Origin of the sequence: Streptomyces herbicida, from assembly GCF_032656585.1 — a bacterium.
Taxonomy (GTDB): domain Bacteria; phylum Actinomycetota; class Actinomycetes; order Streptomycetales; family Streptomycetaceae; genus Streptomyces; species Streptomyces herbicida.
Genome location: NZ_JAUYWJ010000011.1, coordinates 303,563 through 328,187, shown reverse-complemented (window position 1 = coordinate 328,187; position 24,625 = coordinate 303,563). Strand labels below are relative to the sequence as shown.

At 70.7% G+C, this 24,625-nt stretch carries 24 protein-coding genes and 1 tRNA gene; 3 read left to right on the top strand and 22 right to left on the bottom strand.

Features of this window, described 5'->3' with window-relative positions:
• The 16 genes from secD to pgsA all read right to left on the bottom strand — a co-directional run bounded on the left by secD (position 1) and on the right by pgsA (position 13,831).
• Positions 1-1,797: a protein translocase subunit SecD gene (gene secD / locus Q8A52_RS24530; RefSeq protein WP_316755192.1), complete on the bottom strand. Its 1,797-nt coding sequence runs from the start codon at positions 1,795-1,797 to the stop codon at positions 1-3.
• Positions 1,798-1,937: 140 nt separating this feature from the next.
• Positions 1,938-2,435, bottom strand: a complete 498-nt coding sequence (gene yajC / locus Q8A52_RS24525; protein WP_316755190.1) for a preprotein translocase subunit YajC — start codon at positions 2,433-2,435, stop codon at positions 1,938-1,940.
• A gap of 167 nt (positions 2,436-2,602) precedes the next feature.
• Positions 2,603-3,673 carry a Holliday junction branch migration DNA helicase RuvB gene (gene ruvB / locus Q8A52_RS24520; RefSeq protein WP_316755189.1) on the bottom strand — a complete coding sequence of 357 codons (1,071 nt, stop codon included), beginning with the start codon at positions 3,671-3,673 and terminating at the stop codon, positions 2,603-2,605.
• A 33-nt stretch (positions 3,674-3,706) separates the two neighbouring features.
• The gene (gene ruvA, locus Q8A52_RS24515; protein WP_316755187.1) at positions 3,707-4,312 is read right to left on the bottom strand and encodes a Holliday junction branch migration protein RuvA; all 606 of its coding nucleotides are present in this window, start codon (positions 4,310-4,312) and stop codon (positions 3,707-3,709) included.
• Positions 4,309-4,848 (bottom strand): crossover junction endodeoxyribonuclease RuvC, encoded by a 540-nt coding sequence (ruvC, locus tag Q8A52_RS24510; RefSeq protein WP_316755184.1) that lies wholly within the window; start codon positions 4,846-4,848, stop codon positions 4,309-4,311. Before ruvC ends, ruvA begins: the two co-directional genes overlap by 4 nt.
• A gap of 154 nt (positions 4,849-5,002) precedes the next feature.
• Entirely contained in the window at positions 5,003-5,755 is a 753-nt protein-coding gene (locus Q8A52_RS24505) for a YebC/PmpR family DNA-binding transcriptional regulator (RefSeq protein WP_316755182.1), read from the bottom strand.
• Between the two features lie 49 nt (positions 5,756-5,804).
• Entirely contained in the window at positions 5,805-6,410 is a 606-nt protein-coding gene (gene pdxT, locus Q8A52_RS24500; protein ID WP_235458862.1) for a pyridoxal 5'-phosphate synthase glutaminase subunit PdxT, read from the bottom strand.
• Positions 6,411-6,430: 20 nt separating this feature from the next.
• A complete protein-coding gene (gene pdxS, locus Q8A52_RS24495; RefSeq protein ID WP_316755177.1) occupies positions 6,431-7,336 on the bottom strand; it encodes a pyridoxal 5'-phosphate synthase lyase subunit PdxS in 906 nt (301 codons plus the stop codon).
• Positions 7,337-7,473: 137 nt separating this feature from the next.
• Positions 7,474-7,905, bottom strand: a complete 432-nt coding sequence (locus Q8A52_RS24490) for a lasso peptide biosynthesis B2 protein (RefSeq protein WP_316755175.1) — start codon at positions 7,903-7,905, stop codon at positions 7,474-7,476.
• Positions 7,902-8,135 carry a lasso peptide biosynthesis PqqD family chaperone gene (locus tag Q8A52_RS24485; RefSeq protein ID WP_316755173.1) on the bottom strand — a complete coding sequence of 78 codons (234 nt, stop codon included), beginning with the start codon at positions 8,133-8,135 and terminating at the stop codon, positions 7,902-7,904. Before Q8A52_RS24485 ends, Q8A52_RS24490 begins: the two co-directional genes overlap by 4 nt.
• A 1-nt stretch (position 8,136) precedes the next feature.
• Entirely contained in the window at positions 8,137-9,972 is a 1,836-nt protein-coding gene (locus Q8A52_RS24480; protein WP_316755171.1) for a lasso peptide isopeptide bond-forming cyclase, read from the bottom strand.
• Between the two features lie 33 nt (positions 9,973-10,005).
• Positions 10,006-10,146, bottom strand: a complete 141-nt coding sequence (locus tag Q8A52_RS24475) for a lasso RiPP family leader peptide-containing protein (RefSeq protein WP_316755169.1) — start codon at positions 10,144-10,146, stop codon at positions 10,006-10,008.
• A 217-nt stretch (positions 10,147-10,363) separates the two neighbouring features.
• A complete protein-coding gene (locus Q8A52_RS24470) occupies positions 10,364-10,909 on the bottom strand; it encodes a LemA family protein (protein WP_316755167.1) in 546 nt (181 codons plus the stop codon).
• Positions 10,910-11,082: 173 nt separating this feature from the next.
• Positions 11,083-12,243: a glycosyltransferase family 4 protein gene (locus Q8A52_RS24465; RefSeq protein WP_316755165.1), complete on the bottom strand. Its 1,161-nt coding sequence runs from the start codon at positions 12,241-12,243 to the stop codon at positions 11,083-11,085.
• Positions 12,240-13,148, bottom strand: a complete 909-nt coding sequence (locus Q8A52_RS24460; RefSeq protein WP_316755163.1) for a phosphatidylinositol mannoside acyltransferase — start codon at positions 13,146-13,148, stop codon at positions 12,240-12,242. Before Q8A52_RS24460 ends, Q8A52_RS24465 begins: the two co-directional genes overlap by 4 nt.
• Positions 13,145-13,831, bottom strand: a complete 687-nt coding sequence (gene pgsA / locus Q8A52_RS24455; RefSeq protein ID WP_316755162.1) for a phosphatidylinositol phosphate synthase — start codon at positions 13,829-13,831, stop codon at positions 13,145-13,147. Before pgsA ends, Q8A52_RS24460 begins: the two co-directional genes overlap by 4 nt.
• Before the next feature lie 284 nt (positions 13,832-14,115).
• Here pgsA and Q8A52_RS24450 point away from each other — a divergent pair, with 284 nt between their 5' ends.
• Positions 14,116-16,314, top strand: a complete 2,199-nt coding sequence (locus tag Q8A52_RS24450) for an elongation factor G-like protein EF-G2 (RefSeq protein WP_316755160.1) — start codon at positions 14,116-14,118, stop codon at positions 16,312-16,314.
• 217 nt (positions 16,315-16,531) lie between these two features.
• A complete protein-coding gene (locus Q8A52_RS24445; RefSeq protein WP_316755158.1) occupies positions 16,532-18,178 on the top strand; it encodes a hypothetical protein in 1,647 nt (548 codons plus the stop codon).
• 105 nt (positions 18,179-18,283) lie between these two features.
• On the opposite strand, the gene Q8A52_RS24440 is transcribed toward Q8A52_RS24445, so the two are convergent.
• From Q8A52_RS24440 to Q8A52_RS24425, 4 genes are all read right to left on the bottom strand, one after another.
• The gene (locus tag Q8A52_RS24440; protein WP_316755156.1) at positions 18,284-18,844 is read right to left on the bottom strand and encodes an HIT family protein; all 561 of its coding nucleotides are present in this window, start codon (positions 18,842-18,844) and stop codon (positions 18,284-18,286) included.
• A 108-nt stretch (positions 18,845-18,952) separates the two neighbouring features.
• Positions 18,953-20,929: a threonine--tRNA ligase gene (gene thrS / locus Q8A52_RS24435; RefSeq protein ID WP_316755154.1), complete on the bottom strand. Its 1,977-nt coding sequence runs from the start codon at positions 20,927-20,929 to the stop codon at positions 18,953-18,955.
• Between the two features lie 160 nt (positions 20,930-21,089).
• Positions 21,090-22,325 carry a hypothetical protein gene (locus tag Q8A52_RS24430; protein WP_316755152.1) on the bottom strand — a complete coding sequence of 412 codons (1,236 nt, stop codon included), beginning with the start codon at positions 22,323-22,325 and terminating at the stop codon, positions 21,090-21,092.
• Positions 22,322-22,888, bottom strand: a complete 567-nt coding sequence (locus tag Q8A52_RS24425) for a DUF4365 domain-containing protein (RefSeq protein WP_316755150.1) — start codon at positions 22,886-22,888, stop codon at positions 22,322-22,324. Before Q8A52_RS24425 ends, Q8A52_RS24430 begins: the two co-directional genes overlap by 4 nt.
• A 168-nt stretch (positions 22,889-23,056) precedes the next feature.
• Here Q8A52_RS24425 and Q8A52_RS24420 point away from each other — a divergent pair, with 168 nt between their 5' ends.
• Positions 23,057-23,782, top strand: coding sequence for a 3'-5' exonuclease (locus Q8A52_RS24420; protein ID WP_316755148.1), 726 nt, complete (start codon positions 23,057-23,059; stop codon positions 23,780-23,782).
• A 239-nt stretch (positions 23,783-24,021) separates the two neighbouring features.
• Here the strand turns inward: Q8A52_RS24420 and Q8A52_RS24415 are convergent.
• A tRNA-Val gene (locus Q8A52_RS24415) sits at positions 24,022-24,093 on the bottom strand.
• 39 nt (positions 24,094-24,132) lie between these two features.
• On the bottom strand, positions 24,133-24,579 hold the full coding sequence (locus Q8A52_RS24410) for an SRPBCC family protein (protein WP_316755146.1): 447 nt from the start codon (positions 24,577-24,579) through the stop codon (positions 24,133-24,135).
• Positions 24,580-24,625 lie beyond the last annotated feature (46 nt).

The window sequence follows — 24,625 nt, the reverse complement described above, 5'->3', positions numbered from 1 at the left end:
TCACGCTTCCTTCGGGTCGACAGGGCCGGCGGCAGGACCGGCGGGACGGCGGGTGCGGCGCAGCGGAGCCTTGGCACCCAGGCTCTTCGGGTCGAGGCCGGACCACTTGTGGCCGTTCGCGAAGAACTTGCGGCGGGCGAGCAGCGTCATCAGCGGCTTGGTGAAGAGGAAGACGACGACCACGTCGAGCACGGTGGTCAGGCCGAGCGTGAACGCGAAGCCCCGCACCTTGCCCACGGTGACGATGAACAGCACCGCGGCGGCCAGGAACGACACGAAGTCGGAGACCAGGATGGTGCGCCGGGCACGCGGCCAGGCCCGCTCGACGGCGGGTCGCAGCGAGCGGCCCTCGCGGATCTCGTCCCGGATGCGTTCGAAGTACACGATGAACGAGTCCGCGGTGATACCGATGGCCACGATGGCACCGCAGACCGCCGGCAGGTTCAGCGCGAAGCCGATGGCCGGACCGAGCAGCGCCATGATCACGTAGGTGAGAATGGCGGATACCAGCAGCGAGGCCATCGCGACGAGCGACAGGCCCCGGTAGTAGACCACCAGGTAGATCACGACCAGGGCGAGGCCGATCGCGCCGGCGAGCAGGCCGGCGTGCAGCTGGTCGCCACCGAGCGCGGCGGTCACGGTGGTGACGCTCTGCTCCTGGAAGGACAGCGGGAGCGCACCGTACGAGAGCATGTTGGCGAGGCTCTGGGCCTCCTGCTGCGAGAAGCTGCCGGAGATCTCCGCCTGGCCGCCGGTGATGGACTGCCGGACGTACGGGCTGGAGACGACCTCGCCGTCGAGGACGATGCCGAACTCGTTCTGCGGCTGCTGCTTCTTGGACAGTTCCGCGGTGATGTCCGCGAACTTCTTGGCACCGCTGCCGTTGAAGTTCATCTGGACCTGCCAGCCGGAGGCGCCCTGGGTGTCGTACACGGCCTGGGCCTTCTTGACCTCGGTGCCGTCCACGGCGGCCGGGCCGAGCACGTACTTGTACCAGACCTTGTCGATCTGTCCGCAGGCCACCGTGGGCTCACCGGGCTTGGCCTTCTTGCCGGCGGTGGCGCGAGCGGTGGGCTTGGAGCAGTCCAGGGCGGCGTACTCGGCCTGCAGCTTCGCGGCGGCCGTGGCGTCGGCGCCGCCGCTGGCGGAGGCGGACGGGCTCGCGGAGGACGAGGGGCTCCCGGAGGACGAGGGGCTCCCGGACGCGGAGGACGACGGCGTGGCGTCGGCCTTCAGGGCGTCGGTGACGGCACGGCCCTGCGAGGTGGCGCCGGCCGTCGGGGACGCGGAGGAGGGCGAGGAGGCCTTCTCGTTCGAGGACGCGCTGCTCGACGGGCTCGGCGAGGAGCTGCCGCTGGAGGAGGCGCTCGGCGAGGGGCTCGCCGAGGCCGGCACGCTGGCCTGGCTGGCCAGGACGGGCCGGAAGTACAGCTTCGCGGTGGTGCCGACCTGCTCCTGGGCCTCCTTGGAGTTGGTGCCCCTGGGGATGTTGACGATGATGTTGTCGGTTCCCTGGGTCTGCACCTCCGCTTCGGAGACGCCCAGGCCGTTGACACGGCGGTTCATGATGTCGACCGCGGTGTCCATGTTGGCCTTGTTGATCGCGGACCCTTGGTCGGCCTTCGCCTTGAGCGTAATGCTCGTGCCACCGGCAAGGTCGATGCCGAGACGCGGGGTGGTGTGCCCAGAGGCGAACATGCCTCCGGTGAGCGCCACGATGGCGATCAGGATGAGGGCCAGCGAGCGCCCCGGCTTGCTCTGGGCGCTCGCGCTCCGGCCCCTCTTAGGTGCTGCCACCTTCTCGTACTCCCTCTCGGGCCGCTTCGCGCCGGTCGGCGCGGTCGGCCATGACATGGTGTCGGGATCCCGTCCGGGAAACAGACGCGCCCGGGGCGCGCTGGGCGCGAACGGATCGCGCCGCGCTCCCCGGGACGTGACTACTTCGCGTCGGAGTCGCCGTCGGTCTTCTTCGGCTCGTCGTCGGCCTTCGCCTCGGCGGACTCGGCCTGGTCGGCCTGCTCGTCCGCCTCGTCCTTCTTACCGAGGTCGACGGCCTTGTCGTCGGAGGCGGCGGCAGCGTCGGCGGCGGACTCGTCGGTCTCGGTGAGGGAGGAGGCGTCGTCCGGGACGACGTCGGACTTCAGGTCGTGCTCGATGCCGTGGACGATGCGGTTGTACTCGTCGTCGGTGAGGACGGCGCCGATCGCGTTCTTCGCGAAGAGAAGCTCGACACCCGGGCCGGCGTCAAGGAGGACCGTGTCCTCATTGACCTCCTTGACCGTCGCGTACATGCCCCCGATCGTGCGGACGCCGGAACCGGGCTGCATCTCGTTCCGCATGTTGGCGGCCTGCTGCTGCTTCTTCTTGGCCGAGCGCGTCATCAGGAACATGGCCGCGATGAGCACGATGAACGGGAGAAGGGTCAAGGTATTCACGGGACGGGATTTCCTTCGCACGACCGCGGCGGGGAGCGGCCTGGTGGATGGGGGTGTGGTTGACGCCGCCGGTAAGAGCGGCATCGGCGGAGTCTAAGCGAGTCCGCATGCATGGAACAACGCTCAGCATGGCACCTGGGTTCCTGCCCCGGCCAATGCCCTCGCCGTCAGGTACCGAAGAGCCCCTGTTGTCCGGTCCCCGAGGCGGTCGGGCCGGGTGGGGTGAGGCCGAGATGCGCCCATGCCGCGGGCGTGGCGACGCGTCCGCGCGGGGTCCGGGCGAGCAGACCCTCCCGGACGAGGAAGGGCTCGGCCACCTCCTCTACGGTCTCGCGCTCCTCCCCCACCGCGACGGCGAGCGTCGACAGGCCGACCGGGCCGCCGCCGAACAGCTTGAGCAGCGCCTGCAGGACGGCGCGGTCCAGGCGGTCGAGACCGCGGGCGTCGACCTCGTAGACCTGCAGGGCGGCCGCGGCGATCTCCTTCGTGATGATCCCGTCCGCCTTGACCTGCGCATAGTCGCGGACCCGGCGCAGCAGACGGTTGGCGATGCGGGGCGTGCCGCGGGAGCGGCCGGCGATCTCGGCGGCGCCGTCGGACTCGATCTCGACGTCGAGCAGGCCCGCGGAGCGGTGGACGACGCGCTCCAGTTCGTGCGGCTCGTAGAACTCCATGTGCGCGGTGAACCCGAAGCGGTCGCGCAGCGGGGGCGGCAGCAGGCCCGCGCGGGTGGTGGCGCCGACCAGGGTGAACGGGGGCAGCTCGAGCGGGATGGCGGTGGCACCGGGGCCCTTGCCGACGATGACGTCGACGCGGAAGTCCTCCATCGCCATGTAGAGCATCTCCTCGGCGGGCCGGGACATGCGGTGGATCTCGTCGAGGAAGAGGACCTCGCCCTCCTGGAGGGAGGAGAGGATCGCGGCGAGGTCGCCGGCGTGCTGGATGGCCGGGCCGCTGGTGATGCGGATGGGAGCGCCCATCTCGGCCGCGATGATCATCGAGAGGGTGGTCTTGCCGAGGCCGGGAGCGCCGGAGAGCAGCACGTGGTCGGCGGTGGCGCCACGCGCGCGTGCGGCGCGCAGGACCAGGTCCAGCTGCTCGCGGACCTTCTCCTGACCGATGAACTCGCCCAGGTCCTTGGGACGCAGCGCGGCCTCGACGGCCTGGTCCTCACGGTCGGCGACAGGGCCCACCAGCCGCTCGGCGGCGGAGGTGTCGGTCGTGTCGTCCCAGTTCACTGAGGTCTCCTAGCTGAGGGTGGCGCAGATGGGTCAGCGGGCGCGGTTCAGGGTCTGCAGGGCGGCCCTCAGCAGCTGACCGACCTGCAGCGTCCCTCCGGCCGCCTCGGCCTGCGGTGCCACTGCGGACACGGCCTCGTCGGCCTCGCGGGTCGCGTAGCCGAGGCCGATGAGGGCCGCGTGCAGCTGGTCGCGCCAGCCGCTGGTGACCGGTGCGCCGATCGCGGGGGCGCCGACGGGCTCGCCCAGGCGGTCCTTCAGTTCCAGCAGCAGCTTCTGGGCGCCCTTCTTGCCGATGCCCGGGACGGCGACGAGGGCCTTCTCGTCCCCCGTGGCGACCGCCCTGCGCAGCGCGTCCGGCGTGTGCACGGCGAGCATCGCCTGGGCCAGGCGCGGGCCGACTCCGCTGGCGGTCTGGAGCAGCTCGAAGACCTGGCGCTCGTCGTCGTCCACGAAGCCGTACAGGGTCAGCGAGTCCTCGCGGACGACCAGGGAAGTGGCGAGCTTGGCGGGCTGGCCCATGCGGAGCGTGGACAGGGTGTTCGGCGTGCACTGGACGGCCATGCCGACCCCGCCCACCTCGATCACCGCTGCGTCGGGAGCGAGTGCGGCGACCGTGCCGCTGACGAAGGCGATCATGCCGTACGGCCTTTCGTTGCTTGGGCTGCGTGCAGGGCGACGGCCTGCTGGAGTCGGTTCTGGGCGGGGGCACGCCAGATGTGGCAGATGGCGAGGGCGAGGGCGTCGGCGGCGTCGGCGGGCCTGGGCGGCGCGCCGAGCCGCAGCAGACGGGTGACCATGGCGCCGACCTGGGCCTTGTCGGCGCGGCCGCTGCCGGTGACGGCGGCCTTGACCTCGCTGGGGGTGTGCAGGGCGACGGGGATGCCGCGGCGGGAGGCGCAGAGCAGGGCGACGGCGCTGGCCTGGGCGGTGCCCATGACCGTACGGACGTTGTGCTGGCTGAAGACGCGCTCCACGGCGACGAGCTCGGGCCGGTGTTCGTCCAGCCACTGCTCGATGCCCTGCTCGATGGTGACCAGCCGGTGTCCCAGGTCGGCGTCCGCCGGTGTACGGACGACACCCACGCCGAGCATGGTGAGCGGGCGTCCCGCCACGCCTTCGACCACCCCGACACCGCATCGGGTCAGTCCCGGGTCCACCCCCAGTACGCGCACCGGCCCCTCCCTCTCGATCTCCCCCAGCTACTACCGCTGGGCGGTACCCCCGGTTTGTGCAGGCTATCGGGTACCACCGACAACGGCCGACACGGCGACGGGCCGACGGGGTGTGTCCCGTCGGCCCGTTGAGGCTGTGGAGGTCGCGACAGCGTTACGCGTCGACCTTCTCCATGATCTCGTCGCTGACGTCGAAGTTGGCGAAGACGTTCTGCACGTCGTCGCTGTCCTCGAGGGCGTCGATCAGCTTGAAGATCTTCTTGGCGCCCTCCTCGTCAAGTTCGACCTGGACGGACGGCACGAAGCTGGACTCGGCGGAGTCGTAGTCGATGCCGGCCTCCTGGAGGGCGGTGCGGACCGCGACCAGGTCGGTGGCCTCGCTGATGACCTCGAAGGTCTCGCCGAGGTCGTTGACCTCCTCGGCACCCGCGTCCAGGACGGCACCGAGGACGTCGTCCTCGGTCAGCTCGCCCTTGGGCACGATGACGACGCCCTTGCGGCTGAACATGTACGACACCGAGCCCGGGTCGGCCATGTTGCCGCCGTTGCGGGTCATGGCGACGCGCACGTCGGAGGCGGCACGGTTGCGGTTGTCGGTGAGGCACTCGATGAGCACCGCGACACCGTTCGGGCCGTAACCCTCGTACATGATCGTCTCGTAGTCGGCGCCACCGGCCTCGAGACCGCCACCGCGCTTGATGGCGGAGTCGATGTTCTTGTTCGGGACCGACTGCTTCTTGGCCTTCTGGACGGCGTCGTAGAGGGTCGGGTTGCCTTCGAGGTCGACGCCGCCCATACGCGCCGCGACCTCGATGTTCTTGATCAGCTTCGCGAAGAGCTTGCCGCGCTTGGCGTCGATCACGGCCTTCTTGTGCTTCGTCGTGGCCCATTTAGAGTGGCCGGACATCTGCCTGTCTCCTTCGCGTAACCCATCTCTGCAACGAACTCCAGAGATCCTACAAGGACTCCGGTGTCCGGTCGGCGCGCACCATGTCGACGAACAGGGCGTGCACGCGGTGGTCGCCGGTCAGTTCCGGGTGGAACGACGTGGCGAGCGCGTTGCCCTGGCGGACCGCGACGATGTGGCCGTCGTGCTCGGCGAGCACCTCGGCCTCGGCACCCACGGACTCGACCCAGGGGGCGCGGATGAAGACGCCCTCTACAGGATCGCCCTCGACACCGCGGACGTCGACCGCCGCTTCGAAGGACTCGTTCTGCCGTCCGAAGGCGTTGCGGCGCACGATCATGTCGATGCCGCCGATGGTCTCCTGGCCCGAGCGCGGGTCGAGGATCTTGTCGGCGAGCATGATCATGCCCGCGCAGGTGCCGTAGACCGGCATGCCGTCCCGCACGCGCGCGCGGAGGGGCTCCATCACTCCGAAGAGGATGGCCAGCTTGGAGATGGTCGTGGACTCGCCGCCGGGCAGGACGAGACCGTCCACCTCGGCGAGTTCTTCGGGGCGCCGCACCGGCCTGGCCACGGCGTCCGCCGCGGCCAGGGCGATGAGGTGCTCCCGTACGTCGCCCTGGAGTGCCAGGACGCCTATGACAGGAGTGCTCATGGGGTCTCTACCAGGGCCTCTTACCAGCCGCGGTTGGCGTAGCGCTCGGCCTCGGGCAGGGTGTCGCAGTTGATGCCGACCATGGCCTCGCCGAGGTTGCGCGACGCGTCCGCGATGATCTTCGGGTCGTCGTAGAAGGTGGTGGCCTTCACGATGGCGGCGGCGCGCTTGGCGGGGTCACCGGACTTGAAGATGCCGGAGCCGACGAAGACGCCCTCGGCGCCGAGCTGGCGCATCAGCGCGGCGTCGGCCGGGGTGGCCACGCCACCGGCGGAGAACAGCACGACCGGGAGCTTGCCGAGCTCGGCGACCTCCTTGACGAGCTCGTACGGGGCGCGCAGCTCCTTGGCGGCGGCGTACAGCTCGTGGTTGTCGAAGCCGCGCAGGCGGGCGATCTCGTTCTTGATCTGGCGCAGGTGGCGGACGGCCTCGACGACGTTGCCGGTGCCGGCCTCACCCTTGGAACGGATCATCGCGGCGCCCTCGGCGATACGGCGCAGGGCCTCGCCCAGGTTGGTGGCACCGCAGACGAAGGGGGTCGTGAACGCCCACTTGTCGGAGTGGTTGACCTCGTCGGCCGGGGTGAGGACCTCGGACTCGTCGATGTAGTCGACCCCGAGGGCCTGCAGGACCTGGGCCTCGACGAAGTGGCCGATGCGGGACTTGGCCATGACCGGGATCGAGACGGCGTTGATGATGCCCTCGATCATGTCCGGATCGGACATACGGGCCACGCCGCCGTCCTTGCGGATGTCGGCCGGGACCCGCTCCAGGGCCATGACGGCGACGGCGCCCGCGTCCTCGGCGATCTTCGCCTGCTCCGGCGTGACGACGTCCATGATCACGCCGCCCTTGAGCTGCTCGGCCATGCCGCGCTTCACGCGGGCGGTGCCGGTCTCGGGAGCCTGGTTCTCGATGGTGGACACGGGTGACCTCACTGAGTGAAAGACAGTTTCTGCTGCAGAGCAGGAAACGTGAGTGGACCAGTCCACAGCAAGGGCCAATGGCGAGCCGGTGGATCCTTTTGGGTCGGCCCGCGTACGGTTTCCCCCTTCCCGCGAGGTCAGCGATCCGGGTCGTGGGACACCGGCGCGATGGACATCAGGGTCTTGAAGTGGCCCTTGGGGTGGCCTTCGCCGACGAGTTGGCCCTCGGCCTCGACCCAGGCGTGGGCGGCGAAGGGGTGCGTGCGCACGCCGGTGCACCAGGTGGGCCAGGTGCCGCGCACCCGGCAGAGGAGGGCGGTGGCGATCGAGCGTTGCAGACAGCCCTGCCCGGCACAGCGCAGGCTGACGGACACGACCGCCTCGCGGGCCGTGAGCGCCTGGGCGAGCGTCGCCGGCGCCGCGCCGCGGCGGGCGAACTCCAGGACGGCCCGCAGTCGGGCGGGTTTGACCCTGGCCAGCAGCCGGGCAACGCCGACCACCAGCAGGGGAATTACCCGGCGGTGCGGAGGAAGCCTGCGCCGTTCGGCCAGCACGACGGACATGCTCACGAGACCACCAGCTTTGCGCCGCTCAGGCGCTCGATCACGGCGGTCACGTCGCGCTCGGCCTGCTGGAGGTCGATGCCGTACCGGTCCGCGAGCTCGGCGGCGATGCCGACGGCCTCCTGCCCGTCCAGCAGACCGTGGAGCACGCGGGCGCCGGTGTTGTTCAACTGCCAGTACTGTCCGGTGCGTTCGTTGAGCAGAACCGTTCCGTCGTCGGTGTCGGTGCTGATCACGTCAGGATGAAGACGCACGGGCGTCGAACCTCCAGGCAAGGGCGGGTCGGGTGGCGGCGCGCAGCCAGGTCTCGCAGCCGATCAGGGGTTCCAGCGCGATACTCGTGGCGTTGTCCGGCTGCGGCGCGAGCAGCCGAGCGCGCAGTTCGCCGGGGTCGATCAGTCCGTGGGCGGCCAGGGCCGAGTCGTCGAACAGCTCCAGGATCCCGGGCAGATTGCGGCGGAGCCCCCTGTTGGCCTCGTCGCTGAACTCGCCCTTGGTGGAGCGGCCCAGCACGGCCTGCGGCACGACGCCGCGCATCGCCTCGGCCAGCAGGGGCTTGTACCGCCATGGCCCGGCGTGCTCGTGCACCCGAACCGCCAGGACGGCTTCGACCACGCGGTCATCGAAGAACGGCGAGTCGAGCTGCACACCGGCGTCGGCGAACACACGGGCCAGCAACCGGTACCAGGGGGCGCTGGAGCGCATAGCGACGAGCAGTTGGTGCTGGGCCAGGTCGGTGGAGAGCGGCCGCACCCGGCTCGCGGTGTGCCGCAGGGCCTCGCGGGTCGCCTCGATCGCCGCGCTGGTGGCCCACGCCGGTGCCCGCATCGGCCACACGCCCCACCCCAGGGCGGGCCGGCGTCGTGGCGGGGGCGGGGCGGTGAGCCCTTCGGCCTGGGCCCGCCACCAGGCAGCCTCGTCACCCGGGCGGGCCAGCGCGGCCATGGTGGGCAGCACGGGCCAGCGTTTCAGGGCGGCGTAGCCGCGGACATGCCGCAGGGCGGTCAGCGGGCGGCGCCGGAGCAGCCCGTGAAGGTAGCCGGGGAACGGCGTGAACAGCTCGTCCCCGCCATGTCCGGCGAGGTGCCGGCGCGAGCCTGTGCCGGCGAGCAGCCGCGCCGTGTGACGGGTGCGCGCGAGGGTGCGGACGAACGGATAGGGCTCCTCGGAGTCCACCGGATCGTCCGCGTCCGTGAACAGCGGCGGGAGTTCACCGGGGGGTACGACGAGGTGCTCGGCGCGGTCCAGTACGGCGATGGCCCGGGCGGCGAAGGCGGCGTCGTCATTGCCGGCTTCGGCCTCACCCCACCGGAAGGTCACCAGGTCGGGCGCGCGGCGGGCGGCCAGGAAACACAGCGACGTCGAGTCCATGCCGCCGGACAGGTCCGAGCTCAGTCGGCCGTTGCCGGGGGCACGCTCCTCCAGGGCGCCGACGAGGGCCTTCCGGACGGCTTCGGCGCCCGCCGCCAGGGACAGCTCCGGAGCCGGCGGCTGCCACCATCTCACCTCGCGCACCCGGTCCCGCTCCCACACCAGGCAGTGGTCCGGCGCCGGCGCGGAGATCCCGGACCACAGCGGTCGGTCGGCCAGCGGGGGCGGCAGGAATCCTCCCGTGGCCACGCGGAGGGCCAGCGTCGCTTCGTCGATCCCGGCGCCCGTCATCGCCGCGAGCACATCGGCCCGGTCGGCGGCCACGTCCACCTGGTTCAGCCCGGTGTGGAACACCCGGCGCAGTCCGGTCGCGCTCCCCTGGAAGCGGACCTGTCCGTCGACCGATGCCGCCACATGGCAGGAACCGGGCAGGGCCGCCGCCAGCGCGTCCACATCGGACACTCTCCGGATCCGGGCGGCGAGCTCGGTGAGCCGGGAGGCGGTGACCGGGCAGACCCCGATCACCGCCAAGCGCACCCGGCCCGCGGCGACGGCTGTGATGTCACCGGGTGACCACCGGCCCACCAGCCACGGCCGCCCCGAGGCGTGCGAGAACTCCTGCGGCGACGCCCATGGGACGGCCGCGCGAGCCTCGGCCGCAGCCGCCGTGTCCGGCAGGACCACGAACCCGGCGCTACTCATTCGCTCAGCTCTCCGAGGACCGACGACCGTCGATCAGAAGCCGCCCGAGTAGTGGCCGAAGATGTCCTTGCCCCAGCCGATGAAGCCAAGGGTGTCCTCGCTGAACTCGCCGACCTCCACCAGGGCCGGCGGCTCGTACGGCTCGGAGTTCGAGAGCTCGCTGTGCTCGTTCATAGCGTCCTCCTCAGTCACGAACGGCAGCCGGAGGGCTACCGATTGCACCGTACATATGATTGAAGCCCATGATCCATTCGGTTTTCACTCAAGTCACAGGGGACCCTCGACTTGACCACAGAAACCGGCAAGAAGGCCGGTGATCTGCGGAAATGATCACCGAGGCGACCGGACACGCGTTCGCTCCACCGTCGTGCGGGTGACTTGAATCCGACGCTCACGCCCTCGAACGGTCCGTCAGCACCGCCGGCGGCTCGTCGTCCATCTCGAAGGCCATCGGAAACGGAGCGTGGCCGGCCAGCCGGAACCAGCGCACCTTGCGGTGCTCGCGGAGTCTGCGGGCGGCGCCCACGGCATCGTTGTGGAAGCGGCGTGCCATGGGAACACGGCGGACGGCCTCGGTCAGCTCCCGGGCCGCGGCCTCTCCGCCGGGCGCCTCGTGGACGACCTCCAGTTGCTGCGCGTCCGCGAACACCGCCCGCAGCGCCTGGCTCAGCTCGCTCTCGGCGACCTCCCGCTGCTCCTCCTCCGCCTGCCGGGCGGCGTGCGCGGCCTCGTACAGGACAATCGAGGCGGCGGGGTCCAGCACGCCGGAGGTGGCCAGTTCCTGGGTCACGGAGGCCCGCCGCAGGAGCTGGGCGTCGAGCGCGGCGCGCGCGGCGTCGATGCGCGCGTGCAGCCGATCCAGCCGGCCCGCCGTCCAGCTCAGGTACAGGCCGATCGCGACGAGTGCGACGAGGATCCAGATGAGTGTTGCGGTCACGGGCCGCAAGGCTACCGGGGCGCTCCGCCGGGTTGGCCGGGTGCGGTGCTGTTGCCGACGCTGCCATGGCCGACCGGGGGCTGCCGCCCCCGGGCTCCCGCTTCGGCCCGAACTGCCACGCCCTCACACGCCGGACGTGCTGGATTCTGCAGACCCGGCCGTGGGTTCAGGCGTCAGTCCCGGGCCAGCCCCAGGCGTGCTCTCAAGCCCGACCGTTCGTCCGTGGCCACCGCGGCCGCGCCCGTCGTGACCGTCTCGTAGACCGAAAGGATGTCCGCGCCGACCGTCGACCAGTCGAAGCGGCGCACATGGGCGCTGCCGTGGTCGCGGAGTGCGGCACGGCGGGCCGGGTCCGCCAGGAGGCGTACGGCCGCGTCGGCCAGTGCGTCCGCGTTCTCGTTGGTGAAGAGTTCACCGGCCGCGCCCTGGTCCAGGACCTGGGCGAAGGCGTCCAGGTCGGAGGCGAGGACCGGCGCGCCCGCCGACATCGCCTCGACGAGGATGATGCCGAAGCTCTCGCCACCGGTGTTGGGCGCCACGTAGAGGTCGATGCTGCGCAGGAAGCGCGCCTTGTCCTCGTCGCTGATCATGCCGAGGAACTCGACGCGGGAGCGGAGTTCGGCGGGGAGGGTTTCCACCGCCTCCTCCTCGTCGCCGCGGCCGGCGACGAGGAGCCGGGTCTGCGGGCGGGCGGCGAGGATCTTGGGGAGGGCCTTCATCAGTACCGGCAGGCCCTTGCGCGGCTCGTCGATGCGGCCGATGAAGCCGATGGTGTCGCCCTGCCAGTCGGGATTCGGCTCCGCCTTGGCGAAGAAGTCGACGTCGACGCCGTTGGGGATGACCACGGCGTCCCCGCCGAGATGTTCGACCAGCGTGCGGCGGGCGTACTCACTCACGGCGATCCGCGCGCTGATCTTCTCCAGCGCCGCCTGCAGGATCGAGTACGCGGCGATCATCGCCCGGGAGCGCGGGTTCGAGGTGTGGAAGGTCGCGACGATGGGGCCCTGGGCCGCCCAGCAGGTCAGCAGGCCCAGCGAGGGCGACGTCGGCTCGTGGATGTGGACCACGTCGAACTCGCCGTCGTGCAGCCAGCGCCGTACCCGGGCCGCGGAGAGGAAACCGAAGTTCAGCCGGGCCACCGAGCCGTTGTACGGCACCGGGACCGCGCGGCCGGCCGAGACCACGTACGGCGGGAGCGGGGTGTCGTCGTCGGCCGGAGCGAGAACGGACACCTCGTGGCCGAGGCGGATGAAGTACTCGGCCAGGTCGCGGATGTGGAACTGGACGCCGCCCGGCACGTCCCAGGAGTACGGGCAGACGATGCCGATCCTCACGGCGTCCCCTTCGCGGGATCGAGATCGGCGAGCCACAGCCGCTGGAGCATGTGCCAGTCCTCCGGATGTTCGGCGATACCCGTGGCGTAGGCGTCGGCCAGCGCCTGTGTCATGACAGACGTCTTCTCGTCCCGCGTACCTGTCTCGGGTACCTCGATCGGGGGATGGATCCGGCCCTGCATGACGGGTGAGTCGTCGTACCAGAGGGTGACGGGCAGAAGCAGTGCGCCCGTCTGCTGGGCGAGCAGGGCCGGGCCCGCGGGCATCCGCGCCGCCTCGCCGAAGAACTTGACCTCCACACCGGAGGCGGACAGGTCACGGTCGGCGACCAGGCAGACCAGGCCGCCGTCGCGCAGCCGCCGGGCCAGCGTGCCGAACGCGGAGCCGCCGCTGTGCGGCAGGACCTCCATGCCGAGGCCCTCGCGATAGGCGACGAAGCGGTCGTACAGGGTCTCCGGCTTGAGGCGCTCGGCGACCGTGGTGAACGGGGTCTCCAGCTTGGTGGTGACCCAGGCGCCCGCGAGGTCCCAGTTGGCCAGGTGCGGCAGCGCGAGGATCACGCCCCGGTCGGAGGCCAGACCGTCGGTCAGGTAGTGGACGTCCTGGCACTCGAAGCCGGTCCTGATCCGCTCCTGGCTCCAGGAGGGCAGCCGGAAGGACTCCATCCAGTAGCGCAGGTACGAGCGCATGCCCGCGCGCGAGAGCTCGGCCAGGCGCTCGGGGGTCGCGTCGGGCACCACGCGCGCGTAGTTGCTCTCCAGGCGCTGGACGCCCTTGCCCCGCCGCTTCCAGGCGAGGTCGGCGACGCCGTGGCCGAGACGCACGGCGACCGGCTCGGGGAGCTTCTTGACGGTGCTCCAGCCGAGGCCGTACAACGCGTCGGTCAGCCGCTCCGCGGTGCTCACTTCGCCGCCTCGCTCCCCTGGGACGCGTTGGCGTCGTCGTCGGCCCCGGCCGCCGCCTCCGCCTCGGCGGACTCCCTGCGGACCGTGACCACCCGCTGGATCAGGGTGACCAGGCTGCCCACGGCGACGATCCACAGGGCGATCGGCAGCAGCACCTCGATACCGGGGACGCCGAACTTGTGGAGGCCGGCCAGACCGGCGGCGACCAGCGAGATCACCAGCCGCTCGGCCCGCTCGACGAGCCCGTTGACGGCGACCGGCAGGCCGATCGACTCGCCGCGGGCCTTGGTGTACGACACCACCTGACCGCTGGCCAGGCAGAAGATCGAGACGGCGCACAGGACGTTGTCGTTGCCGTTTCCGGCATACCACAGCGCGAAGCCGCCGAAGATCGCTCCGTCGGCGACCCGGTCGAGGGTGGAGTCCAGGAAGGCGCCCCAGCGGCTGGAGCGGCCCAGCTGGCGGGCCATGTTTCCGTCGACCAGGTCCGAGAAGACGAACAGCGTGATCACGATCGTGCCCCAGAAGAACTCGCCCCTGGGGAAGAAGACCAGCGCGCCCGCGACCACACCGGCCGTGCCGATGAGCGTCACCGTGTCGGGGCTGACGCCCCTGCGGATGAGAAATGCGGCGAACGGCGTGAGGACACGCGTGAAGAATGCACGCGCGTACTTGTTCAGCATGGCCTTCCCGACGGTCGGTGTCGCCGCGCGGCCCTGGTGGCCGCCGGCTGGCCCATCGTAGTCACGCGCGCGTGCGGGTGACCGCCGGGCACCCGGAGCCGGTCTCCGGATCCGGCGGATGGCCCGCAAGTGACGGTGGGCCACGCGATCGGCGTCCGTCGTATGGACGCACCGTGACGGGAGTGGAAAGCTCGAAGGACCGCGGGCGTCATCGGAGCCGCCACCGCACGCGGCCCGGCATGCCCGCGCCCACAGTGACCTCACCGTGCACGGGAGGCAAGGCCATGGGCGACAAGGCACAAGCACACCCCGGGGCCGCCGGCAGGGCTACGGCGGCCGACCATCCCGCGTCCGTACGGAATGTGGTGCTGGTCGGCCACTCCGGTTCGGGCAAGACGACTCTGGTGGAGGCTCTCGCGCTGACCGCGGGGGCCGTGAACCGGGCGGGCCGTGTGGAGGACGGCGGCACCGTTTCGGACTACGACGAGATCGAGCACCGGCAGCAACGCTCCGTGCAGCTCTCTCTCGTGCCCGTCGAATGGGACGGGTTCAAGATCAATCTTCTGGACACCCCCGGATATGCCGACTTCGTCGGAGAGCTGAGGGCCGGTCTGCGAGCGGCGGACGCGGCCCTTTTCGTCGTCTCGGCATCGGACGGCGTGGACGGCTCGACCCGGATGGTGTGGGAGGAGTGCGCCGCGGTCGGCATGCCGCGGGCCATCGTCATCACCCACCTGGAAGCCGCCCGCGCGGACTTCGAGGAGATGACACGGGTGTGCGCGCAGGCGTTCGGCGCCGACGACCCCGACGCCGTGCTCCCGCTCTATCTGCCGCTGCACGGCCCGGAGGCGCCCGACGGGCACGCGCCCGTGACCGGGCTGATCGGGCTGCTGTCGCAGCAGCTGTTCGACTACTCGTCCGGGGAGCGCAAGGAGTCCGAGCCGGGTCCGGACCAGCTGCCGCAGATCGAGGAGGCGCGCAACCGGCTCATCGAGGGGATCATCTCCGAGAGCGAGGACGAGACCCTCATGGACCGCTACCTCGGCGGGGAGCAGGTCGACATCAAGACATTGATCGAGGACCTGGAGCGGGCCGTCGCCCGCGGGGCCTTCTTCCCCGTCCTGGCCGCCGCCCCCGCGGCCGAGGGCGCCAAGCAGGGCATCGGCACGGTCGAGCTGCTCGAGCTGATCACCCGCGGCTTCCCGACCCCGCTGGAGCGGGAGGCGCCCGGGGTCACCACGGTCGACGGCAAGCCGCGTGAGCTGAAGGTGTGCGATCCGAACGGGCCGCTGGTCGCGGAGGTCGTGAAGACCTCTTCCGACCCGTACGTCGGCCGGGTCTCCCTGGTCCGGCTGTTCTCCGGCACAGTGCGCCCCGACGAGACGGTGCATGTCTCCGGACACGGGCTCGCCGACCGCGGGCACGAGGACCACGACGTCGACGAGCGGATCGGCGCCCTGTCGACGCCGTTCGGCAAGCAGCAGCGCCCGGTGACGCACGCCGTCGCGGGCGATCTGGTGTGCGTGGCGAAGCTGGGCCGCGCCGAGACCGGGGACACGCTCTCGGCCAAGGACGACCCGCTGCTCATGGAGCCGTGGCAGATGCCCGACCCGCTGCTGCCGCTGGCCATCCACGCGCACAGCAAGGCGGACGAGGACAAGCTCTCGCAGGGCCTGAGCAGGCTGGTCGCCGAGGATCCGACGATGCGCCTGGAGCAGAACCAGGACACCCACCAGGTGGTGCTGTGGTGCCTGGGCGAGGCCCACGCGGACGTCGCCCTGGAACGGCTGCGCAGCCGCTACGGCGTCCAGGTCGACGTCGTACCGCACAAGGTCTCCCTCCGGGAGACGTTCGCGAGCAAGTCCGCGGGACGCGGGCGGCATGTGAAGCAGTCCGGCGGGCACGGGCAGTACGCCATCTGCGAGATCGAGGTCGAGCCGCTGCCCGGCGGCTCCGGCATCGAGTTCGTGGACAAGGTGGTGGGCGGAGCCGTGCCCCGGCAGTTCATCCCGTCGGTGGAGAAGGGGGTACGGGCCCAGGCGGCCAAGGGTGTCGCGGCCGGCTATCCCCTGGTCGACGTGCGGATCACGCTGCTCGACGGCAAGGCGCACTCGGTGGACTCCTCCGACGCCGCCTTCCAGACGGCCGGCGCGCTGGCGCTGCGGGAGGCCGCGGCGGACGCCAAGATCCATCTGCTGGAGCCGGTGGCCGAGGTGAGCGTGCTGGTCGGCGACGACTACGTGGGCGCCGTGATGAGCGACCTGTCGGGGCGGCGCGGCCGGGTGCTCGGCACCGAGCAGGTGGGCTCCGGGCGCACGCTCGTACGGGCCGAGGTGCCCGAGTTCGAGATCGGCCGGTACACGGTCGACCTGCGGTCCCTCTCGCACGGCACCGCCCGCTTCAGTCGTGCGTACGCGCGGCACGAGCCGATGCCGCCCCAGGTTGCCGAAAGGATTCGCGAACAGGCCAAGGAGGCCTCGTAGTCGGCGTTCCCGGAGGGCACAGCACATCCTTCCGGAACGTCATCCTCCGTACGGGCGGGCGGCTTTGGCCGTCCGCCTACGGATGTCGGTGCCTGCGGATACGCTGATCACCTGATCCCGTCGTGCTGGATCAGGACGATGACCTGTTCAACAGGTGTGCGGGGCAAGGAAGTCGGGAAAGCCGCAGGAGCGACACCGGCGGCGATCGGGGGCGGGAATGTCGATTGGAACCGAGTGGGACGGGCCACAGGTGCCCATCTCCGGCGACGAGAGCCAGGCGGCGACCTTCGCACTGGCCTCGGCCGCCTACCGGGACAGTCCGTTCGACGAGATCAAGAAGGCCGACAACGAATGGCACAAGTCGACCGTCAAGGCCGGCCGGATCGCGCTGTTCCGGCCCAACCTGGGCGAGGCCTTCTCGCGGGCCGTGGCCGACCGCATGCTCCGTTCCGGCCGCGCACCGCTCATCCAGTCCTTCGGGATGGATCCCCAGGTGGTCGTGGAGCACAGTCTCGCGGCCAACAACATCCGCAAGGCGCGTGACAACCGGCTGAGCACCGTCATGGTGCTGTGCGGCCTGCTGTTCCTGCCCGGACTGCTGCTCTGGCTGCTGGTCTTCCAGCTCCGTACGTTCGTCGCCAAGCGCGACGACAAGCGGGCCGGGGCGCTCGCCACCACGCTGCTCGTCGCGGTGGGCACGGTCGCCGCGATCTTCCTGGTCCGTATGCCGTTCACGGGGTTCTGGGGCTGGTATGCGCGCGGGTGCGTCGTCGCCCCGGTGCTGGGCTGGTTCTGGGCCAAGCAGATCTGCGAGCGCACGGCGCAGGACCTGCGCGGGCGCTGGGAGGGCCTGCTCTCCGGCAGCAGCGTCGGCGCCAAGGTCCCCGAGACCGTGCCGAGCAGCCCCGGTGAGACCGCGGCCGAGCAACTGCGCCAGTCCCTCGCCCGGCTGAGCGCCGAGCAGCAGTCCAACTCCGTCTTCTACGCCGGGCCCAAGGGCATACTCGGCATGGGCACGCGCTGGGGTTCCTGGCAGCTCGCCGAGGACCTGCTGCCGGCCGATCCCGGCCGGGAGATCCATCCGTTCCGCAGCTGGGACGTCATACGGTCCATCCACGACCAGCTGCGCATGCTGGAGCGCGGCCCGCTGAACACCGGCGGCTTCCCCAAGCCGTCCATCAAGCACTGGATCGTCACGCCGATCGCGGAGAACGCGACGGCGGTGTCCCGGCCGGAGGGCACGGACGTCGAGGCGTACTCGGTCAAGTCCCACGCGATACAGGACATCTGCAACAAGCAGCAGTTCGGCAGCGGCGACCGGCACTACCTGGGGGTGCAGTGGACGCTGTGGGACGGCCAGCTGGTGCTCACCATGCTGATCACGGTGACGGTGCTGCACCAGACGCTGCGCATCGAGGTGACCGGCCATGCACTGGGGCCGGTGCACGCGCTGTTCACCACGAAGCCCGCGGCCCCGACGAAGGAGGTCGCCAAGTCCTTCAAGCCCTGGGAGAACCGGACGATCAAGCTCCCGCTGGTCGGTACGGACGAGGTGGTACGGCTCACCGCGAGGGCGCCGCTGACCTGGTATCCGCCGCTGCTCAACTGGCTCGGCGGCTCGCTCGGCCTGCCCGAGCCGTTCGGTCTGCGGCACGCGTGGGCGGACAAGCCGTGGCGGCACCGCTTCATGGCCGACGATGCGCTGCGCGCGGCCACGCCGGTGCTGCGGGTGGTGCACTCGGCGGCGATCCGGGTGCTGGAGGAGAACGGCGTCGACACGGAGAAGTTCGGCACGCGGTCGGCGTTTCTCAGTACGGCCGTGCAGGATCCTGCGCCGAAGAAGGCCGACCTCTACGACGCGTAGGCCTCCGGCGGTTCGGCGGGATCTTGCGGTGCGTGGCGAGGGGGGGTTGCTGTTCCTGGGGGCTGCCGCCCCCGGACCCCCGCTTCGGAGTGCCGGAAGCGTCGCTCACGTCGTCGGCCAGGCCTCTGCCAGCATCTTTCTCGTGTCGGCCAGGAGCTGTGGGAGCACCCTGGTGTGGCCGACCACCGGCATGAAGTTCGTGTCGCCGCCCCAGCGGGGGACGATGTGCTGGTGGAGGTGGGCCGCGATGCCCGCGCCCGCGACGGTGCCCTGGTTCATGCCGATGTTGAAGCCGTGGGCGCCGGAGGCGGTGCGCAGGGCCGTCATGGCCTGCTTGGTCAGCTCGGCGAGTTCGGCGGTCTCCGGGCCGGTCAGGTCCGTGTAGTCGGCGACGTGGCGGTACGGCACCGTCATCAGGTGGCCACCGTTGTACGGGTACAGATTGAGCACGGCGTAGACCTGTTCGCCCCGGCGGACGATCAGACCGTCCTCGTCGGACTTGGCCGGAATCGAGCAGAACGGGCAGCCGTCGTCGGCACCCGGGCCGCTCGGCTTGTTCTCGCCCTGGATGTACGCCATCCGGTGGGGCGTCCACAGGCGCTGGAACGCGTCCTGCGTCCCCACTCCGATCTGCTGCTCCGGCTCACTCGTCATGCTAGGCAGCATATGGCTTCGCCCGTTCGTGGCGTGTCGCAGGGGCGTCGCAGGACAGGACGGGGAAGGGTGGGGCCCCGGGGATGTCGTCCATCCGCCGGGGCCCCGGGGCGAGCATGGTCAGACCTGCGTCCGGTCCTGCACCACCTTCACGATCTTCGCGATCGCCTCGTCGAACGGGATGCCGTTCTCCTGCGAGCCGTCGCGGTAGCGGAAGGAGACCGAGCCGGCCGCCATGTCGTCGTCGCCCGCGATGACCATGAAGGGCACCTTCTGCTTCTGGGCGTTGCGGATCTTCTTCTGCATACGGTCGGAGGAGGCGTCCACCTCCACGCGCAGGCCGTGCTTCTTCGCCGTGGCGGCGAACTTCTGCAGGTACTCGATGTGTGCGTCACCGATCGGGATGCCGATGGCCTGGACCGGTGCCAGCCACGCCGGGAAGGCACCCGCGTAGTGCTCCAGGAGCACCGCGAAGAAGCGCTCGATCGAGCCGAAGAGGGCCCGGTGGATCATGACGGGGCGCTGCTTGGAGCCGTCGGCGGCCGTGTACTCCAGGTCGAAGCGCTCGGGCAGGTTGAAGTCGAGCTGGATGGTCGACATCTGCCAGGTGCGGCCGATCGCGTCCTTGGCCTGGACGGAGATCTTCGGACCGTAGAAGGCGGCTCCGCCCGGGTCGGGTACCAGGGGCAGGCCCTGCTTCTCGGCGACCTGGCGGAGGGTCTCGGTGGCCTCCTCCCAGACCTCGTCGGAGCCGACGAACTTCTCCGGGTCCTTGGTGGACAGCTCCAGGTAGAAGTCGGTCAGACCGTAGTCGCGCAGCAGGTTCAGGACGAAGGTGAGCGTCTTGTCGAGCTCGTCCGACATCTGCTCACGGGTGCAGTAGATGTGCGCGTCGTCCTGGGTGAAGCCGCGGGCCCGGGTCAGGCCGTGCACGACGCCCGACTTCTCGTACCGGTACACGGTCCCGAACTCGAAGAGGCGCAGCGGCAGTTCACGGTACGAGCGGCCGCGCGCGTCAAAGATCAGGTTGTGCATCGGGCAGTTCATGGGCTTGAGGTAGTAGTCCACGCCCTCGTCGAGCTGCATGGGCGGGTACATGCCCTCGGCGTACCAGTCCAGGTGGCCCGACGTCTCGAAGAGCTTCCCCTTGGTCGCGTGCGGGGTGTAGACGAACTCGTAGCCCTCTTCCTCGTGGCGGCGCCGCGAGTAGTCCTCCATCACACGGCGGACGATGCCGCCCTTGGGGTGGAAGACGGCGAGGCCGGAGCCGATCTGCTCCGGGATGGAGAACAGGTCGAGCTCGTTGCCCAGCTTGCGGTGGTCGCGCTTCTCGGCCTCGGCGAGGAAGTCGAGGTACCCCTTGAGCTCGTCCTTGGACGGCCAGGCGGTGCCGTAGATGCGCTGGAGCATCGGGTTCTTCTCGCTGCCGCGCCAGTAGGCGGCCGCGTTGCGCATCAGCTTGAACGCCGGGATCAGCCGGGTGGAGGGCAGGTGGGGACCGCGGCAGAGGTCCTTCCAGCACAGCTCGCCGGTCTTGGCGTCCAGGTTGTCGTAGATCGTCAGCTCGCCGGCGCCGACTTCCACGTCCGCGCCGTCGTCGGAGGAGGCGGAGCCCTTCAGGCCGATCAGTTCCAGCTTGTACGGCTCGGCAGCGAGCTCCTCGCGGGCGGCCTCGTCGGTGACCACGCGGCGGGAGAACTTCTGGCCCCGCTTCTGGATCTCCTGCATCTTCTTCTCGATGGCCTTGAGGTCCTCGGGCGTGAACGGCTTCTCGACGTCGAAGTCGTAGTAGAAGCCGTCCTTGACCGGCGGGCCGATGCCCAGCTTGGCCTCGGGGAAGATCTCCTGCACGGCCTGGGCCATGACGTGCGCGGTGGAGTGGCGCAGGATGCCGAGCCCGTCCTCGGAGGAGATCTCGACGCCCTCGACGGTCTCGCCGTCCTCGATCTCGTAGGTGAGGTCCTTGAGCTCGCCGCCCACGCGCGCCGCGATGATCGAGCGCTCGCCGGCGAAGAGGTCGGCGGCCGTAGTGCCCGTCGTCACCACGCGTTCTTCCCGCTCGGAATCGCGTTGGATGATCACACGGACGTCTGACACCGGTCTCTCCTGACTGCAGGTGGGGTGCGGCGCCATACCGGGAGCGCGCGCAATAGGGGATCGTACCGACCCGGACCGGCCGACCGCGAAACGGTCACCCACAGTCCCCGGCCGGTCGCAACCCCGCGCGAGTCACAACCTGCGCCGGTCACAGCCCCCGTCAGTCGCAGTCCTCCCCGCTGCACGCCTCCTCGAAGAAGTCGAGGTTCTCCTGGAGCGACTTCATCAGCCGGTCCCGCTCGGCCTCGTCCACCTGCACCGGTACTACCCCGGAGGCCCCGGTCAGCCGCCGGAAGCCGCCCCGGCTCTCCAGTCGCCCGTGCACCCGCACCGGCAGCCCGACGAGGTGTGCGTGCCCGGCTAGCCGGTAGTCCTCCTCGTCCAGCGTCACGCGGACGTGCGGCACCTCGGCGCCCGCGATCACCCGCAGTCGTACGCTGCCCTCGCCGCGCGGCCCCGACCGGCGCATCCGGACGACCGCACCGGTGACGCGCACCGGCACGGACGGCTCGTCGCGCAGATAGCGGGCGCCCGCCTCGCGCAGGACGGGCAGGTCGCCGGGCGAGAACTCGACCGGTTCGGCGGACCCCGCGCAGTCCTCGGGAACGCCCGCGGCCGGCGCCCACTCGACGGCGATCCGGGCGCCCTCGGTGCCGCGCACCAGGGCGACGAGGGACTCGGTGAGCTCACGGCTGACGCCGGCCTCGACCGCGCCGTCGAAGGCGTCCATGCCGCCGGTGGCCCGCTGGTAGTCGATGGCCTCGCGGGTGGCGTACAGGGCCTGCTGGAGGCGTACGGCGAGCGGGCGCACGGCGGCCACGGGGGCGAAGGCGGTGAGCCGGCGGCCACCGGTCGCCGGGCCGACCAGGACGTTCTCCAGCATCGCGGCCGCCGACCGGCGGTGCCGGGCGCCGTAGTAGCCGGCATGCGCGCGGGTGGCGAGCGCGCCCGCGAGCAGCATCTGCCGGGCCGCCGTGCGCAGCTGTTCCTCGACGGTCCAGGGCGCGGTGTCCACCGGTCCGGGCGGGACGTCCCGCCACCAGCGGATCTCGTCGCTGGGCACGGCGAGTCCGACGAGGACCTCGCGCGCCGAGGGGTTGCCGCTGCGGGAGAGGGCGACCAGGGCCTCGCCGAGCAGGTCGTCGCTGTCGGGGAAGGCCCGGCTCTCGGGCACCAGCAGGCTGGTCCCGCCGCCGCCCGGCCCGGGCGGGGTCCAGCGGCCGTAGCGCCCGGGGGCGCCGCCGCGCCGCTGCCAGCCGTGCCGGTGCAGCAGGGCGCCGAGCACGGCGGGGTCGACCTCGGCGGGCTCGGGGGGACGGTTCCAGTGGGCGGCGTCCCCGTTGACGGGATGCGGCCTGCCCTCCCGCAGGGGCTCGTCGTACGGACGGTGCCTCATGGCCTGCCTCCCGTCCCGACCCGCGTCATGATCTCGCACAGCGCCCGGTCGTCGAAGATGCGCGAGGTCGGGATCCGCACGGTGGTCCGGTGCCGGCCGGTGATCGGGTGGCCGGCCAGGTTGACCCAGTAGCAGCAGTGCCGCAGATCGAGCCGGTCGTGGCTGGCGCGCAGCCAGTCGTCCTGGGAGCGCGGCACCAGCATCACCACGAGGATCTTGTGCACCGAGACCGGGGTGCGGGCGAGCTTGCGCAGATGGTCGTTGTCGAGCGTGAAGGAGAAGAAGCGGCCAGGCGGGTTCGGCGCGATCTGGTACGTGCACTTCAGCTGCACCTTGATGGTCACCTCGTCGTCGACGGTGTGCCCGGGTGAGCCGTGACTGACGTGCCAGTCGATGCCGTTGTCCGGGAACGGCTGCGACAGCGAGCAGCCGGCCGCCGCGGCGACCGCGTGCAGATAACCCACCTGCAGTGTCTCCATGCAGGCGGTGGTGGCGAGTGTGCCGCGATGGGGTGCCGTCCGTTCGGGCAGCAGCCCGCCCCGCTCGGGCTGCGCTATCACCATGACCAACAGCCTTCCAAGCCAAGTGTTTCCCCGCTGCGGGCCGCTGAACTGCAAAGACCCGCACTCCTGTTGTGTCCTTCCGGCGTACGGCGCAAACAGCCCGGGTATCACCAAACAGGCAGAAGACGGGATGTCAGCTGCCGTGGGTGAACGAGGAGTTGTGTTGCGATGACGTGCTGGTACGAGGGGCCGCTGGCCGCCTTCGACACGGAGACCACGGGCGTGGACGTCGAGACCGACCGGATCGTGTCGGCCGCCGTCGTCGTCCAGGACGCCCCGGGCACCCGGCCCCGGGTGACCCGCTGGCTGGTCAACCCGGGTGTGCCGGTGCCGGAGGCGGCGACGGCGGTGCACGGGCTGACGGAGGAACATCTGCAGCGCAACGGCCGCTGGCCGGCGCCGGTGATGTTCGAGATAGCGGAGGAGCTGGCCGAGCACGCGACCATGCACCGCCCGCTGGTGGTGATGAACGCGCCGTTCGATCTGACGCTGCTGGACCGCGAGTTGCGCCGCCATCGCGCGTCGTCGCTCGACCGCTGGTTCGAGTCGTCACCGCTGTTGGTGCTCGACCCGCGGGTCCTGGACAAGCACCTCGACCGCTACCGCAAGGGCCGCCGCACACTGACGGACCTGTGCGCGCACTACGGCGTCTCGCTGGAGGGCGCGCACGACGCGGGCGCGGACGCGCTGGCGGCGCTGGAGGTCGTACGGGCGCTCGGGCGGCGCTTCGCCACCCGGCTGGAGCGCCTCTCCCCCGCCGAACTGCACACCCTGCAGACCACATGGCACGCGGCCCAGGCCCGCGGCCTGCAGGCATGGTTCGCGCGCAGCGGCTCGGACGAGTCAGTGAGCACGGACTGGCCCCTGCGACCGGAGTTGCCGGCGGCGGCGTAGGGGCTCAAGGGCCCGGCGCAGGAGCTCAGGGGTCCCGGCGCCGGGCCCCTGACGGTGGCGGTGACCTTGGCATGGTCCTCGTCGTTCCACGTTCCCGCCCATGCGGAAGAGCACGACGCGAGGAAATGCCCCCTCCTGTCCCGGCGCCTCCCCTCCCCCCACGAAGATCGGAAGCGTATCCCCGATGGTGGGCCAACAAGAAGAGCCGGTCCGCGAGTTGCGGACCGGCTCTTTCCCGGTGGGCGATACTGGGTTCGAACCAGTGACCTCTTCGGTGTGAACGAAGCGCTCTCCCACTGAGCTAATCGCCCGGGAACGCACTGAACAATACAGGTCCGGACGGGCTTCCTTCAAACCGCTTCGAGGTACGCGGCGAGGCCGCGCCGCCCGGCCCGCATCATCAGCCGGTGGTTGGCGCGGAAGAGCGGGCGTCCGGGTACCGCCAGTCGCCGCAGCAGGGGCTTGCTGACGTCGACCACCTGGTCGTAGCGGGCGAGGGTCCCGGAGCCGTCGGGGGTGACCGTCCAGCGGGCCCAGCCGTCCATGTCGCCGGACAGCGCCGTCTCCAGAACCCCGGCCACCGGGTCACGGCGCACTTCGCGCGCGATGAAGGTCAGGTCGTACGGGAGGAACGAGCGGATGGTGAACAGGCCCGTGGTGTCGTCGAGACGGTTCACCGAGCGCACCTGGGGCCACCAGCGCGGGTAGTCCTCGGGCCGCTCCAGCGCTCCGTAGACGACGGCGGTCGGCGCGGTGAGGGACCACAGGCTGAGGAAGCGGTAGTGGGTCCAGTCCATGGGCGGAGTCTGCCCGTACCCAGCGCCGTGCGCCGGGATCTGAGTA

What these genes read in the sequence shown, in the direction of transcription:
- ruvA (WP_316755187.1), bottom strand. Translation starts at nt 4,312, where the DNA reads ATGATCGCCTTCGTCAGCGGCACGGTCGCCGCACTCGCTCCCGACGCA.
- Q8A52_RS24505 (WP_316755182.1), bottom strand. Translation starts at nt 5,755, where the DNA reads ATGTCCGGCCACTCTAAATGGGCCACGACGAAGCACAAGAAGGCCGTG.
- pdxT (WP_235458862.1), bottom strand. Translation starts at nt 6,410, where the DNA reads ATGAGCACTCCTGTCATAGGCGTCCTGGCACTCCAGGGCGACGTACGG.
- Q8A52_RS24480 (WP_316755171.1), bottom strand. Translation starts at nt 9,972, where the DNA reads ATGAGTAGCGCCGGGTTCGTGGTCCTGCCGGACACGGCGGCTGCGGCC.
- Q8A52_RS24475 (WP_316755169.1), bottom strand. Translation starts at nt 10,146, where the DNA reads ATGAACGAGCACAGCGAGCTCTCGAACTCCGAGCCGTACGAGCCGCCG.
- pgsA (WP_316755162.1), bottom strand. Translation starts at nt 13,831, where the DNA reads ATGCTGAACAAGTACGCGCGTGCATTCTTCACGCGTGTCCTCACGCCG.
- Q8A52_RS24450 (WP_316755160.1), top strand. Translation starts at nt 14,116, where the DNA reads ATGGGCGACAAGGCACAAGCACACCCCGGGGCCGCCGGCAGGGCTACG.
- Q8A52_RS24445 (WP_316755158.1), top strand. Translation starts at nt 16,532, where the DNA reads ATGTCGATTGGAACCGAGTGGGACGGGCCACAGGTGCCCATCTCCGGC.
- Q8A52_RS24440 (WP_316755156.1), bottom strand. Translation starts at nt 18,844, where the DNA reads ATGCTGCCTAGCATGACGAGTGAGCCGGAGCAGCAGATCGGAGTGGGG.
- Q8A52_RS24430 (WP_316755152.1), bottom strand. Translation starts at nt 22,325, where the DNA reads ATGAGGCACCGTCCGTACGACGAGCCCCTGCGGGAGGGCAGGCCGCAT.
- Q8A52_RS24425 (WP_316755150.1), bottom strand. Translation starts at nt 22,888, where the DNA reads ATGGTGATAGCGCAGCCCGAGCGGGGCGGGCTGCTGCCCGAACGGACG.
- Q8A52_RS24420 (WP_316755148.1), top strand. Translation starts at nt 23,057, where the DNA reads ATGACGTGCTGGTACGAGGGGCCGCTGGCCGCCTTCGACACGGAGACC.
- Q8A52_RS24410 (WP_316755146.1), bottom strand. Translation starts at nt 24,579, where the DNA reads ATGGACTGGACCCACTACCGCTTCCTCAGCCTGTGGTCCCTCACCGCG.